The following is a 14,684-nucleotide window of genomic DNA, read 5'->3' as shown; positions in this document are numbered from 1 at the left end:
AACGACCGGCGTGCCCGCTGCCCGCATGAAGACCGTCTCTAACCTGCCCAATGGTTGACTTGTTGCTCGAAGAAAGGCGATAAAATGCATAGGAGCAAGGAGAAGCAGACACGAACAAGGAGGTTGACAAAAGAAGTATGCTCTTATATAATAATCTCGAATTCGAGATTTATGAATTAATGAGGTTTAGTGAATATCGCTGACAGCTTACTATTCGTATCATCTTCAAAGGAATGAAGGAGTGAAAACGGATGATCCGTATTGACCGGGCTTCGTCCCGTTATCATGCTGATTACGGTTGGTTGAAGACGTACCATAGTTTTTCGTTTGGTGAATATTACGATCCGAACAACATTCAGTTCGGGCCGCTGCGGGTGTTAAATGATGATGTCATCGCACCGCTGGCTGGTTTTGGTGCTCACCCGCACCGGGAGATGGAAATTGTGTCGATCGTGTTAAAAGGGTATTTGCAACATGAAGACAGCACCGGGCATAAGGCAGTGACGACGTTTGGCGGCGTGCAGCGGATGTCCGCGGGCACCGGCATCGTTCATTCGGAAGTAAATCCGTCGGCGACAGAAGAGGTCAACTTTCTGCAACTTTGGTTTTTGCCGGAAGAGTATGGATTAACGCCTTCGTACGAGCGGGTTGAATTTCCAGTCGAAAAGATGAGAAACGCGCTGCTGCCTGTCGTGGCGAAACAGCCTTCTTCTCCGGGAATTGCTCACATTCATCAAGATTTGACCATTTACCTTTCTGACTTGGAAGCCGGACATGAACTGACATTTACCCAGCCAGAGGAGCGAAACATCTTTGTCTTTGTCATCGAGGGAGACTTGTCATTGAACGGTGAGGCGGACTTGCAACGGCGCGATGCGGCTCGCATAACGGAGACGCCGACGCTTCGCCTGTTGACGAACGAAGGGGCGCGGTTCATGCTCATTGACTTACCAAACTAACACCAAAAGGAAGAGACATCTTTCGCCAATGAGGCGGGGTGTCTCTTTTTTTGAGCCCGTATGAGTTGAGAAATCAAAAGGGAGCGTGTAAACTAATAGCAGACGACGCTTCCCCTATGGCGACAATGGGGAAGCATACTCAGTACAAGCCTGACATATGATGGAGATAAGGGCATGGCACGGCATGATGCGGTGCTTTTCCTTTATGTATAGGGTGAGGAGGAAACAACGTGAAAAAAACAACGACGGCCGTATTGATGGCCCTATCGATGCTCATCGGGGCCGGTGGGACGTATGTCGGCTTGCAGCTGGCCGGCGGAGCAGAGGACAGTCCGATGTCAGCAGTCATTCCGAATGAATCGTCCAAGGGGGCAAACGACGAAGAAGAGATAAAAAAAATCCGCCAGGCATATGAGCTGATCAAAAGCCGGTACGTGGAAAAAGTAGATGAGGAAAAATTGGCGGAAGGCGCCATTCAAGGGATGATTGGTACGCTTGACGATCCGTATTCTGTCTATATGGATGCGGAAACGACCGAACAGTTTAACGAATCGCTTGATTCATCATTTGAGGGGATCGGTGCTGAAGTGAGCATGATTGACGGGAAAGTGACGATCGTTGCACCGATTAAAAACTCGCCGGCGGAAAAAGCGGGGCTGAAACCGAACGATCAAATTTTGCGCGTCAACGGGGAAAGCCTTGAGGGGCTCGATTTGTATGAGGCAGTGCTGAAAATCCGCGGCAAAAAAGGGACGACGGTGGAGCTTGAGATTCTCCGCCCGGGCGCCAAAAATGCGATGAAAGTCAAAGTCGTCCGTGACGAAATCCCGATCGAAACGGTGTATGAGGCGGTGAAAACGTATGATGGCAAAAAGGCCGGCTATTTGCAAATCACATCGTTTTCGGAAAATACAGCCGCCGATTTTAAAAAGAAACTAGCGAAGCTTGAGGCTGAGAAAATCGACGGGCTCATTATCGACGTGCGCGGCAATCCGGGGGGCTATTTGCAAAGCATCGAGGAAATTTTAAAAGACCTTGTCCCGAAACATAAACCGTACGTGCAAATTGAAGAGCGCAATGGCGACAAGCAAAAATTTTATTCTGATATAACAGAGAAAAAGCCATACCCGATCGTTGTGCTCATTGACAAAGGCAGTGCGTCGGCATCGGAAATTTTAGCGGGAGCGATGAAGGAAGCCGGCGGTTACAAGCTCGTCGGTGAGACGACGTTCGGTAAAGGAACGGTGCAGCAGGCGATTCCAATGGGCGATGGCAGCAACATTAAGCTGACGCTTTACAAATGGCTGACGCCGGATGGGCATTGGATCCATGGAAAAGGAATCAAGCCAGATGTGGCCGTTGAGCAGCCTGAGTTTTTCCACGTCGCTCCGCTTCATGTAGAAAAACCGTTCACGTATGATATGAATGATGAACAAATTGCGAATGCACAAAAAATGTTAAAAGGACTCGGTTTTGACCCGGGCCGTACGGACGGCTATTTCAGCAAAGAAACGGAAACAGCGGTGAAAGCATTCCAAAAAGCGAATAAGCTTCCGGCCACCGGTCGTATCGATGAAACGACGGCTAACGTACTGCAAACAAAAATTATGGAAGCGATCCGCGATCCGAAGCACGATGTACAGCTGAAAGCGGCGTTACACGTATTGTTCCCATAAATAGCGATGGGGCTCCCGAGCAAGGGAGCTCTTTTCTATCAACATGAGCGTTTCGTCTCGGGATGAAGTGTCAAATCCATTCATGAACGTTTTTGTGCAAAAAAAAACGCCCTGCATGGGACAGAGCGCATGGGCCTTAAGCAAACAATCCCATCACCCGCCCGAGGCCGCGCCGTTTCCGCTTTGGTTCCTTCGGTGTTTCGTGGGAGGAAGGCGGCCGATTGTTCAGCTGCTGTTCAAGACGGGCGACAAGCTGCTCGAGGGCAGTGAGGCGGGCAGCGATTTCTTCCATTTCCTTTCGATGATGAAGCAGTTGGACCGAAACAACATCATCGGCTTTTTGCTCCAGTTGTTGTTCGAGTTGATTAAGGCGTGAGGTGACGCGTTCGATTTCCGGTTCAACATACTCTTGGAATAAGGCATGAATGGAGCTGTTCCGCGGCGGTGTCGAGGGACGGTCAGGAGCCGGAGGCGCTTCGAGTGCCGCACCTTGTTCAAATTTGACCCGTTCGAGCAAGGCAACTGTTTTTTCGTCAAACAAGAAGTGGCCGGCTTCGTTTCTCCGCAGCGGAATGTCATATTTCCGTACCCAACGTTGAACGGTTTTCGGCGAAACGCCAAGACGGGCGGCGACATCGGTCGTTTTTAACTCCATCGTTCCACTCCTCCTTTTCATCTTCTGTTATATCCTTTTTCTATCTTCATTGAAAATCCTGCCTAGCCGACAAAACTAGTGCCTATTCGGCAAAGAAAGTGGAAAACGGCACAAATTCGTCATGAGCGGCAAAAAAGATGGCCGCAGGCATGGGATTTGCCGTGGCCATTTGGTAGAATAGAAGATAAAGACTGGTGAACGAAGCAAGGGGGGAAGCGGATGGCAACATGGGGGCTGGAATTGCTTGAAGGGATCGCGGCCGTATGGCGGCAGCCGCTCCTTTATTATGGCGTCCTTTTAGCTATTGTCGCCGGCTGGCGGCGGGTAAAGCGGGAACGCCGTGACTTTCATGTGCGCGTCCATCATCCATGGCAAGAATGGCGCGGGCTCTGGACATGGGGATGGGCAGCCGGTGCGGTGTTGTCTGTGGTGGCGATCAGCGCTGGAGTCGCGTTGCCGCGCGAGGCGGTGTGGATGGTGACAGCGCTGACCGTTGTCATTGGCTTCACGATGGAAGCGCGCCTCTTATCGCCAGCGTACACCGTTGGCGGTGCGATCGTGCTGCTCGGTTTGATCGGGCAAAGCGGGATGGTGAGCGACTTATTCCCTGATGGCCCAACGGCAGGGGCGGCCTTGGCTTTGTTTCTTACGTTGTTGTTGGCGGCTGAAGGGTGGCTCATCCTCCGTTCCCAAAACGGGACGGCGTCGCCGCAGCTCGTGAAAAGCAAGCGGGGGATGACGATTGGCATGCAATGGACGCAACGTTTTTGGTTTGTGCCGATCGTGCTCCCGGTATCTGGCGGTGCGTTGTCACCGGTCTCATGGTGGCCGCTTCTTCCGGCTGGGGACGGTTATTCGTTTTGGTTGGTGCCGTTTCTTCTTGGATTTTCGCAACGCCGGCAACACGTCATGCCGCCGGAAGCGGCTCATGAGGAAGGGCGGCGTGTGCTTCGGCTTGCGCTCCTTGTCGCTCTGCTAGCCGTTGTTGGTATATGGTACTTGCCGTTGGCGTTTGTTGCGGGGGCTGTGGCGATTATCGGCCGCGAGTGGATCGCTTTTTCTGGGCACCGCGCTGACCGAGCCCGACCGCCCCGCTTCGCCCGTTATTCGCAAGGGGTAGTGATTGTCGGCGTGCTCCCTGGCTCGAAAGCGGAGAAAATGGGGCTACAAATCGGGGAAATCATTATGAAAGCGAACGGTGTCCACGTGCGGACGGAGGCGGAGTTTTATGAAGAGCTGCAGCGCAATCGGGCGTTTTGTAAGCTTGACGTCATCGGGCATAACGGTGAAGTCCGCTTTGTCCAAGGGGCGTTGTATGAAGATGAACATCATGAGCTTGGCTTGTTATTTGTCCACAATCGGGGCGCGTCGGCGTCCGAAGCTGTTTCGTAAAGGAGACTGAGCATATGTGGTTTCTCGCCGCACTCATCATTCCGTGCTTTCTTGTCTTGTTGTTTACACGGGTGACTTACAATCGATACATCGCGGTGTTGTTGACGATCGCGTTGCTTGTCGCTTCGTATGCCAAAGGGTATACGGATGAACTGCATGAAATCGTCGCCGATATTGCGTCGACGATCGCCGGTTTCTTATTGGCCGGCCGTATGTTGAACAATTTGAAAAAGTGACAGACAGGCGGGCCTTAAAGAGGCCCGCTTCAGCTTGTCGACAAAGTCGACAAGCTGTTTTATTATGAAGGTAAGACGAGGGAGAAATGGAGGAAAGGAACGATGCTTCGGCCACACCAAGAAGATGGGCGCTATACCGAAACCACGGTGAAACTGGATGATCTGGTTCCAGAGGATCACTTGGTAAGAAAGCTGGATGCGGCCATTGATTTTTCTTTTATCTATGATGTGGTGAAAGATCTCTACTCTCCTGATCATGGACGTCCGAGCATTGATCCAGTGATGTTGTTTAAAATGTATTTGATTCAGTATGTATTTGGGATTCGCTCCATGCGTGAAACCGTCGAACAAATCCGAACCAACGTCGCCTACCGTTGGTTTTTAGGACTTAGTCTTCATGATCCCGTTCCTCATCACTCGACGCCAAGTAAAAACTATGCGCGTCGTTTCGCTGGAACGGATGTATTCCATCAAATTTTTTCACGGATTTTAAAAGAAGCCTTTGAACACGGATTGGTAGATTCGAGTGTCTTGTACGTAGACTCCACTCATGTCAAAGCAAGCGCCAATAAAAAGAAGTTTACAACGGAAATGGCAGAAGTCGAAGCCAAAGCCTACCAACAGGAACTCGAAAAAGAAATCGAACGGGATCGGATCGCTCATGGAAAATCGCCGTTGCCATCTGAGAAAAAAAAAACGGGAAGTAAAAGTAAGCAAAACGGATCCGGAGAGCGGACTGTTGGTGAAAAATGAACGGGAGCGAGTGTTTGCCTATTCGTATCATACAGCTTGTGATCGCAACGGATGGATTCTACAGACCTACGTGACGGCAGCCAACGTCCATGACAGTCAAGCGTTTTTTGTGCTGTTCGAACGAGTGAAACGGGAAATCCAATCATGTCCGGAAGCCGTGTGTGTAGACGCAGGATATAAAACTCCTGCCATTGCCAAGTATTTACTCGAACAAGGGGTAAAGCCGATTTGGCCGTACACTCGCCCGAAAACAAAAGATGGATTCTTTCGGAAATCAGATTTTGTGTATGACGAATATTTTGATTGTTATCTATGCCCCAATGATCAAGTTCTATCTTACTCTACTACGAATCGGGAAGGGTACCGGGAATACAAATCGGACCCGGCGGTGTGCCGAAGCTGTCCGTATCTTCATCAGTGCACGCAAAGCAAGAGCTACACCAAAGTAGTCACTCGCCACGTATGGCAGGACTACTATGAAGAAGCAGAGCATTTGCGGTATGTTCCGGAATACCGGGAACTCTATGCCCTCCGAAAAGAGACGATTGAACGGGATTTCGCCGATATGAAAGAGAAGCATGGTCTGCGCTGGACGCATTACCGGGGATTGGAAAAAAATGAGGCGCAGGCGATGCTTGTTTGTGCTGCCATGAATTTAAAAAAACTGGCGAATTACCTATGGAAGGCGAAGCACCGCCCTTTCTTTTCCTTTGCATGGCTTCCCATCCTACCCACTTTTTTTGAAAACATAGTCTATTTATGAAACAAAATGGGTTTCAGACATTCGTCTGAAACCCATTTTGTCAACAGTCTGAGGCGGGCCTTAAAGAGGCCCGCTTTTTCCTATTCTATAAGCAGACAAATGAGGAGCGGGCAATGGAAATCGTTACGTCGTTTGGTACGAATATCAGTTCGCATTTTTTGTGCATCCTTTAAGAGGATGTGATACAATGAGGAGAGACGGATCGGAGAAGGAGGAGAAACGGTGGACAACCGTTTTCAATTAGTGTCATCATATCAACCACAAGGCGATCAGCCGCAGGCGATTGAAAAGTTGGTTGACGGTTTAAAGCGTGGAGTGAAGCATCAAACGCTGCTCGGGGCGACGGGAACAGGCAAAACGTTCACGATTTCCAACGTCATTGCCAAAGTGAACAAGCCAACGCTTGTCATCGCCCATAACAAAACGCTCGCCGGGCAGTTGTACAGCGAGTTGAAAGAGTTTTTCCCGAACAACGCTGTCGAATATTTTGTCAGCTATTACGACTATTACCAACCAGAAGCGTACGTGCCGCAGACGGATACGTATATTGAAAAAGACGCGAAAATTAATGATGAAATCGATAAATTGCGGCACTCGGCGACATCGGCTTTGTTTGAGCGGCGGGATGTCATCATCGTCGCCAGCGTGTCGTGCATTTATGGCTTAGGGTCGCCGGAAGAATACCGTGAGCTTGTGGTTTCGCTGCGCGTCGGCATGGAGATTGAACGCAACACGTTGTTGCGGCGGTTGGTTGATATCCAGTATGACCGCAATGATATCGACTTTCAGCGCGGCACGTTTCGCGTCCGCGGGGATGTCGTTGAGATTTTCCCGGCATCGCGCGATGAACATTGCATCCGTGTCGAGTTTTTTGGCGACGAAATCGACCGCATTCGTGAAGTCGACGCCTTGACCGGCGAAGTGCTCGGTGAGCGCGAGCATGTGGCTATTTTCCCGGCGTCGCACTTTGTCACGCGTGAGGAGAAAATGAAGCTTGCGATTGCCAACATTGAAAAAGAACTCGAGGAGCGGCTTGCTGAGCTGCGCGAACAAGGGAAGCTGTTAGAAGCGCAGCGGCTGGAGCAGCGGACGCGCTATGACCTTGAGATGATGCGCGAAATGGGATTTTGTTCTGGAATCGAAAACTACTCGCGCCATTTGGCGCTTCGGCCGCCGGGCTCAACACCGTACACGCTGCTCGATTATTTTCCGGATGATTTTTTGATTATCATCGATGAGTCACACGTCACGTTGCCGCAGCTGCGCGGCATGTACAACGGCGACCGGGCGCGCAAGCAAGTGCTGGTTGATCACGGCTTTCGCTTGCCGTCGGCGCTAGACAACCGTCCGCTCACGTTTGACGAGTTCGAACAAAAAATTAACCAAATTATTTACGTCTCGGCGACGCCAGGACCGTATGAGCTCGAACATAGCCCGGGTGTCGTCGAACAAATCATCCGCCCGACGGGTCTTCTTGATCCGACGATTGACGTTCGCCCGATCGCCGGGCAAATTGATGATTTGATCAGCGAAATTCACGAGCGCGTCGAACGGAACGAACGGACATTGGTGACGACGCTGACGAAAAAAATGGCGGAAGATTTAACGGATTACTTGAAAGAAGCGGGCTTTAAAGTCGCCTATTTGCATTCGGAAATTAAAACGCTTGAGCGCATTGAAATTATTCGCGATTTGCGGCTTGGCAAATATGATGTGCTAGTCGGCATCAACTTGCTTCGGGAAGGGCTCGATATTCCGGAAGTGTCGCTCGTTGCCATTTTGGACGCCGACAAAGAAGGATTTTTGCGCTCGGAGCGCTCGCTCATTCAGACGATCGGCCGGGCGGCGCGCAACGCGAACGGCCACGTGATCATGTACGCCGATACGATCACCAAATCAATGGAAATCGCCATTCAAGAGACGAAGCGGCGTCGGACGATTCAGGAAGAATACAACAAGAAACACGGCATCGTGCCGCGCACGATCCAAAAGGATATTCGCGACGTCATCCGCGCGACCTATGCGGCGGAGGAGACGGAAACGTACGAGGCCAAGCCGACGGCTGCCAACATGACAAAACAAGAACGGGAAGAGCTCATCCGCCAGCTGGAAGCGGAGATGAAAGAAGCGGCAAAAGCGCTCGACTTCGAGCGAGCCGCCCAGCTGCGTGATGTCATTTTCGAGTTGAAAGCGGAAGGATGATGACTCGGTGAACGGAACCGATAAAATTATCGTGAAAGGGGCTCGCGCCCATAATTTAAAAAACATTGACGTTGAAATTCCGCGCGGACAGCTTGTTGTGTTGACCGGGCTGTCCGGGTCGGGAAAGTCGTCGTTGGCGTTTGATACGATTTATGCTGAAGGGCAGCGGCGCTACGTCGAGTCGCTATCGGCGTATGCCCGCCAATTTTTAGGGCAGATGGACAAGCCGGATGTCGATGCGATTGAAGGGTTGTCGCCGGCCATTTCGATCGACCAAAAGACGACGAGCCGCAACCCGCGCTCAACGGTCGGTACGGTGACGGAAATTTACGATTATTTGCGGCTGCTGTTTGCCCGCATCGGCCGTCCGGTCTGCCCGACGCACGGCATTGAAATTGCCTCACAGACGATCGAGCAAATGGTCGACCGCCTGCTCTCTTACCCGGAACGGACGAAAATGCAAATTTTTGCCCCGATCGTCTCGGGAAGAAAAGGGACGCATGCGAAAGTGCTTGATGACATCCGCAAGCAAGGGTATGTACGCGTCCGCATTGACGGTGAGATGCGCGAGTTGACGGAAGACATTGAGCTTGAAAAAAATAAAAAACATTCGATTGATGTCATCGTCGACCGGATCGTGATCAAAGACGGTGTTGCCGCAAGGCTCGCCGATTCGCTTGAGACGGCATTAAAACTGGCGGATGGCAAAGTAGTCGTTGATGTGATCGGCGAGGAGGAGCTGTTGTTTAGCGAAAAGCACGCCTGCCCGTATTGCGGCTTTTCCATTGGGGAGCTTGAGCCGCGCCTCTTTTCGTTCAACAGCCCGTACGGCGCTTGTCCGGACTGCGACGGGCTCGGGGCAAAGCTCGAAGTCGATCTCGATCTCGTCATTCCGAACGACAAATTGACGCTAAAAGAGCATGCTATTGCGCCATGGGAGCCGCAAAGCTCGCAATATTACCCGCAGCTGCTCGAGGCGGTGTGCCGCCATTACGGCATTCCGATGGATGTGCCAGTGAAAGATTTGCCGAAAGAGCAGCTTGACAAAATTTTATACGGCAGCGGCGAGGAGCCGATTTATTTCCGCTATACAACTGATTTTGGCAAGGTGCGAGAACAGTACATCCAGTTTGAAGGCGTCATTTCGAATATTGAACGTCGCTATCGGGAGACGAGCTCCGATTATGTTCGCGAACAAATGGAAAAATACATGACCGAACAGCCGTGCCCGACATGTAAAGGCTACCGGCTGAAAAAAGAGAGCTTGGCCGTTCTGGTCGGTGGTAAACATATCGGTGAAGTGACCGCCATGTCGGTGACGGAGGCGCTTGCCTTTTTTGAAGGGCTTGAGCTGACGGAAAAAGAAGCGCAAATCGCCCGTCTCATTTTGCGTGAAATTCGCGAACGGCTCGGCTTCTTGAAAAACGTCGGTCTCGACTATTTAACGCTCAGCCGCTCAGCCGGAACGCTCTCGGGCGGTGAAGCGCAGCGCATTCGATTGGCGACACAAATCGGCTCGCGGTTGACGGGCGTTTTGTATGTGCTTGATGAGCCGTCCATCGGGCTTCACCAACGCGACAACGATCGGCTAATCGCGACGTTAAAAAGCATGCGCGATCTTGGCAACACCCTCATTGTCGTGGAACATGATGAAGATACGATGCTCGCGGCTGATTATTTGATTGACATCGGCCCCGGAGCGGGCATTCATGGCGGTGAAGTCGTCGCTGCCGGCACGCCAGAGGAAGTGATGAACGATCCGAACTCGCTCACTGGCCAATATTTATCCGGGAAAAAATTCATCCCGATTCCAGCCCAGCGGCGCCAGCCGGACGGCCGCTGGCTGGAGGTGGTCGGCGCACGCGAGCATAACTTGAAAAACGTCACTGTAAAAATCCCGCTCGGCACGTTTATTGCCGTCACCGGGGTATCGGGTTCAGGAAAAAGCACGCTCGTAAACGAGGTGCTCTATAAGGCGCTAGCGCAAAAACTGCACCGAGCGAAAGCAAAACCGGGGGAACACCGCGACATTCGTGGGCTCGAGCACCTCGATAAAGTGATTGACATCGACCAGTCGCCGATCGGCCGCACGCCGCGATCCAACCCGGCGACATACACCGGTGTGTTTGATGACATTCGCGAGGTGTTTGCTTCGACGAACGAGGCGAAGGTGCGCGGCTATAAAAAAGGACGTTTCAGCTTTAACGTCAAAGGCGGGCGCTGCGAGGCGTGCCATGGTGATGGGATCATTAAAATCGAAATGCACTTTTTGCCGGACGTGTATGTCCCGTGTGAAGTGTGCCACGGTAAACGGTACAGCCGTGAGACGCTTGAGGTGACGTATAAAGGGAAAAACATCGCAGAAGTGCTTGACATGACAGTCGAAGATGCACTTGACTTTTTTGCTCCGATCCCGAAAATTAAACGCAAGCTTGAGACGCTGTACGATGTCGGCCTTGGCTATATGAAGCTCGGCCAGCCAGCAACAACGCTTTCGGGCGGCGAGGCGCAGCGCGTCAAGCTCGCTGCGGAGTTGCATCGTCGCTCGAACGGCCGGACGCTCTACATTTTAGATGAGCCGACGACCGGTCTGCACGTCGATGACATCGCCCGATTGCTGAATGTACTTCATCGGTTGGTGGAGAACGGCGATACGGTGCTTGTCATCGAGCATAACTTAGACGTCATAAAAACGGCTGACTATATTATTGACTTAGGTCCAGAAGGCGGCAGCCGCGGTGGGCAAATTGTTGCCGCCGGCACGCCGGAACAAGTGGCGGAGGTCGAGGCATCGCACACTGGCCGCTACTTAAAACCCATTTTGGAACGTGACCGGGCGCGCATGCAAGCGCGATATGAAGCGGCAAAGGCGTAGTGCTTTGCCGCTTTTTCTATCGTTTGGGGAGAGTGATGGGCGCTATCTTTTTACGGTCAGAGGGAAACTTTTGACGATGATCGTCGTATATAAAAGGTGAAGAAATGGAGAAAGGAGTTATCGAATTGTCCACCAATAAAGTTCTATCTTCCCTTTGTTATTTCAGCATCTTTTTTGCGCCATTCATTTTGCCGATCGTTGTGTATTTTGTTGTGGAAGATCCAGGTGTGAAACACCATGCGAAACGGTCGCTTTTTTCTCACTTAATTCCGGCGATTACCATTGTTGTGTTTATTGCGTTCGCCTTTGTTCCTTTTTTGTTCGGTCAACAGGGAGAGGAAGCGTTCTTGTTTGGCGGCGGCCTTATTTGGCTCGGTTTCCTCGTCGCTGGAGCTTTGAACCTTGTTGTGTTGATTTGGAATATCATTAAAGGGATTCAGGTGTTAAAATAAAAGTGAGATAGAATTGACCTACATTTTGCGTAAGCGGGTCGACGGAGTGCATTGTTTCGGCCGGCATGTGCAATGTTTGCCTTGTTTTATGGCACTATAATAGAAAAAGGCATCTGCTCATGCAGGAAGAACGTTCGGCAACCGATTTTAGAGCAAAGATGGTGATGTGATGCTGAATTGGTTGATTGGAGTCTTTATTAATACCGTTTTGCTCATGGCGATTGATGGCTATTTTGCCGACATTCATTTCAGCGGCATTGGCGCCGCGTTTTTGGCGAGTTTGATTTTAGCGGTGTTAAATGTCGTTGTCCGCCCGGTGCTCATTTTATTGACGCTGCCCGTGACGGTGTTGACGCTCGGGTTGTTTTTGTTTGTCATCAACGCCATCACGCTGATGATGACGGCAGCGCTGATGGGCGATGCGTTTCAAATTGGAGGGTTCGGCACGGCGCTGCTCGCCTCGATCGTCTTGTCGTTTTTCCATCTGCTTGTGCAAAAAGCGATTGTTGAGCCGCTACGCAAACGGTCGTAACGGAGACGGGATGAACCGTCTCCATTTTGTTTCCCCGATGTTTTCCATTCAACGGTGAAACAAAACGTGCTACAATGGAAAAAGATGAAGAAAGGGGAGAAAGGCTGATTATGCCAAAAGTGCGGACAAAAGACATCATTGAACAGTTCCAGCTTGAGCTTGTCAGCGGCGCCGAAGGCATTTACCGCCCGATTACGACAAGCGACCTGTCGCGGCCAGGGATCGAGATGGCGGGTTATTTTGCCTACTATCCGGCAGAGCGTCTGCAGCTGCTTGGCCGAACGGAGCTGTCGTTTTACGAAACATTGACCCCGGAAGAAAAGCGGGCGCGGATGCAGCGGCTATGTACCGATATTACGCCCGGAATTATCGTCTCGCGTGGCTTAGACGTGCCGCCGGAGCTGATCGAAGCGTCCGAGCGCCAGTCGGTGCCGGTGATGCGTTCGACTATGAAAACGACCCGGCTCTCTAGCCGATTGACCAACTATTTGGAAAGCAAGCTGGCCCCAACAACAGCGGTGCACGGCGTACTCGTCGATGTGTACGGCGTTGGCGTATTGATTACAGGCAAAAGCGGGGTCGGTAAAAGTGAAACGGCGCTTGAGCTTGTGAAGCGCGGCCATCGGTTGGTCGCCGATGACTGTGTCGAAATCCGCCAAGAGGATGAAGATACATTGATCGGCAGCGCACCGGAGCTGATTGAGCATTTGCTCGAGATTCGCGGACTTGGCATTATTAATATGATGACCTTGTTCGGTGCTGGGGCGGTGCTGCCGCATAAGCGCATTTCCTTAGTCATCGATTTAGAGCTATGGGATCCGGAGAAGCAATACGATCGTCTTGGTTTGGAAGAAGAAAAGATGAAAATTTTAGATATCGAATTGCCGAGATTAACGATTCCGGTACGCCCAGGGCGCAACTTGGCCGTCATTGTTGAAGTGGCAGCGATGAACTTCCGGTTGAAGCGGATGGGCGTTAACGCGGCTGAGGAATTTTCGGCGCGACTGAGCGATGCCATTGAAGAAGGGGAACGTGACTGAAAACCGGTAAAAAACAGTGATGTTTCTTCTATCGCTCGTTTTTAGGGAAGAAAGAAATAGGGGGTTCATGCAGGGGATTCTGCATGAAATCATCATCTAGGAAGCTGGAGAAAATCACTGCTTTCTGTCACCAGTGATTTTTGAGAATTCAAAAAATCAAAGTTTCTCAATGAAAACTATGCTTCTTTATGCCTTATTCCTCTCTAGGATGAACAAGGAAATTCGGATAAGGATGGCCACGGAGATATGACGATGATGAGCAAATGGACAGGGGGGAGCGGCCATCTGTCATCGCAAAGGAGGTGTTCATGATGGAACCGGCAATCGAGCCGCTGGACCGCGTGTTTTTGCAGCTCGGTCCGATTACAATTTACTGGTATGGCGTCATTATCGGCACGGGCGTGTTGATTGGTTTATGGCTGGCGACGCGTGAATCGGTGCGGCGCGGCTTGCCGAAAGAAACATTTGTCGATTTGGTGCTGTTTGCTGTGCCGATTGCCATTGTCTGTGCCCGGGCGTACTACGTACTGTTTGAATGGGACTATTATTCCAAGCATTTGGCCGAGATCCCGAAAATTTGGCAAGGTGGCCTTGCGATTCACGGGGGATTAATCGGCGCGGTGGCGACAGGAGCGGTGTTTGCCCGGGTGCGTGGGCTGCCGTTTTGGAAGTTGGCTGATATTGCTGCCCCAAGCATCATTTTAGGACAGGCGATTGGACGCTGGGGCAATTTTATGAACCAAGAGGCGCACGGCGGGCCGGTGTCACGCGAATTTCTGGAAAATTTGTATTTGCCGGATTGGATCATCAACCAAATGTATATTAATGGCCAATATTGGCACCCGACCTTTTTGTACGAATCGCTTTGGAATCTTGTCGGCTTTTGCTTGCTTCTTTGGCTGCGGCGCGTCAATTTGCGGCGCGGCGAGCTGTTTTTGTCGTATGTGATTTGGTATTCGCTCGGGCGCTTTTGGATTGAAGGGATGCGCACCGATAGCTTAATGCTCGCTGAACATTTGCGCATGGCGCAAGTGATGTCGATTACCCTTATTATTATTGCGCTCGTCTTGTGGATGGTGCGTCGGGCAAAAGGATGGGCAAGAGAACGGTATATGGACTAGTGGCGCCATAGGTCGCCTCTTACATATG

The 14,684-nt window shown here is 51.3% G+C and carries 12 protein-coding genes and 1 pseudogene; 12 read left to right on the top strand and 1 reads right to left on the bottom strand.

Going from position 1 to position 14,684, the window contains the following annotated elements; translation table 11 throughout:
- Positions 1 to 251 precede the first annotated feature (251 nt).
- On the top strand, positions 252 to 959 hold the full coding sequence (locus IC804_RS07650; protein ID WP_029761347.1) for a pirin family protein: 708 nt from the start codon (positions 252 to 254) through the stop codon (positions 957 to 959).
- A 230-nt stretch (positions 960 to 1,189) separates the two neighbouring features.
- On the top strand, positions 1,190 to 2,635 hold the full coding sequence (locus tag IC804_RS07645; RefSeq protein ID WP_008880324.1) for a S41 family peptidase: 1,446 nt from the start codon (positions 1,190 to 1,192) through the stop codon (positions 2,633 to 2,635).
- Positions 2,636 to 2,771: 136 nt separating this feature from the next.
- Here the strand turns inward: IC804_RS07645 and IC804_RS07640 are convergent, their stop codons facing one another.
- Complete coding sequence (locus IC804_RS07640; protein WP_008880323.1) at positions 2,772 to 3,290, bottom strand: MerR family transcriptional regulator; 519 nt, start codon at positions 3,288 to 3,290, stop codon at positions 2,772 to 2,774.
- A 219-nt stretch (positions 3,291 to 3,509) separates the two neighbouring features.
- Between IC804_RS07640 and IC804_RS07635 the strand changes: the two genes are divergently transcribed.
- The 10 genes and pseudogenes from IC804_RS07635 to lgt all read left to right on the top strand — a co-directional run bounded on the left by IC804_RS07635 (position 3,510) and on the right by lgt (position 14,656).
- Positions 3,510 to 4,682, top strand: a complete 1,173-nt coding sequence (locus tag IC804_RS07635) for a PDZ domain-containing protein (protein WP_008880322.1) — start codon at positions 3,510 to 3,512, stop codon at positions 4,680 to 4,682.
- Positions 4,683 to 4,696: 14 nt separating this feature from the next.
- Entirely contained in the window at positions 4,697 to 4,918 is a 222-nt protein-coding gene (locus IC804_RS07630) for a CsbA family protein (RefSeq protein ID WP_008880321.1), read from the top strand.
- Between the two features lie 102 nt (positions 4,919 to 5,020).
- A pseudogene (locus IC804_RS19015) lies at positions 5,021 to 5,344 on the top strand (transposase); the annotation flags it as partial.
- A gap of 124 nt (positions 5,345 to 5,468) precedes the next feature.
- Positions 5,469 to 6,434 carry an IS1182 family transposase gene (locus tag IC804_RS18510; RefSeq protein WP_223812912.1) on the top strand — a complete coding sequence of 322 codons (966 nt, stop codon included), beginning with the start codon at positions 5,469 to 5,471 and terminating at the stop codon, positions 6,432 to 6,434.
- Positions 6,435 to 6,656: 222 nt separating this feature from the next.
- Positions 6,657 to 8,636, top strand: a complete 1,980-nt coding sequence (uvrB, locus tag IC804_RS07620; RefSeq protein ID WP_011888183.1) for an excinuclease ABC subunit UvrB — start codon at positions 6,657 to 6,659, stop codon at positions 8,634 to 8,636.
- Positions 8,637 to 8,643: 7 nt separating this feature from the next.
- Complete coding sequence (gene uvrA, locus IC804_RS07615) at positions 8,644 to 11,511, top strand: excinuclease ABC subunit UvrA (RefSeq protein ID WP_008880319.1); 2,868 nt, start codon at positions 8,644 to 8,646, stop codon at positions 11,509 to 11,511.
- A 125-nt stretch (positions 11,512 to 11,636) separates the two neighbouring features.
- On the top strand, positions 11,637 to 11,963 hold the full coding sequence (locus IC804_RS07610; protein WP_041264907.1) for a magnetosome magnetite crystal formation protein family: 327 nt from the start codon (positions 11,637 to 11,639) through the stop codon (positions 11,961 to 11,963).
- Positions 11,964 to 12,132: 169 nt separating this feature from the next.
- Complete coding sequence (locus IC804_RS07605) at positions 12,133 to 12,495, top strand: phage holin family protein (RefSeq protein ID WP_008880317.1); 363 nt, start codon at positions 12,133 to 12,135, stop codon at positions 12,493 to 12,495.
- A gap of 110 nt (positions 12,496 to 12,605) precedes the next feature.
- Entirely contained in the window at positions 12,606 to 13,535 is a 930-nt protein-coding gene (gene hprK, locus IC804_RS07600; RefSeq protein WP_008880316.1) for an HPr(Ser) kinase/phosphatase, read from the top strand.
- Between the two features lie 308 nt (positions 13,536 to 13,843).
- Positions 13,844 to 14,656 carry a prolipoprotein diacylglyceryl transferase gene (gene lgt / locus IC804_RS07595; protein WP_008880315.1) on the top strand — a complete coding sequence of 271 codons (813 nt, stop codon included), beginning with the start codon at positions 13,844 to 13,846 and terminating at the stop codon, positions 14,654 to 14,656.
- Positions 14,657 to 14,684 lie beyond the last annotated feature (28 nt).

It is taken from the genome of Geobacillus sp. 47C-IIb, from assembly GCF_014679705.1.
Lineage (GTDB): Bacteria > Bacillota > Bacilli > Bacillales > Anoxybacillaceae > Geobacillus > Geobacillus thermodenitrificans.
This window is presented reverse-complemented; position numbering and strand designations above follow the sequence as displayed.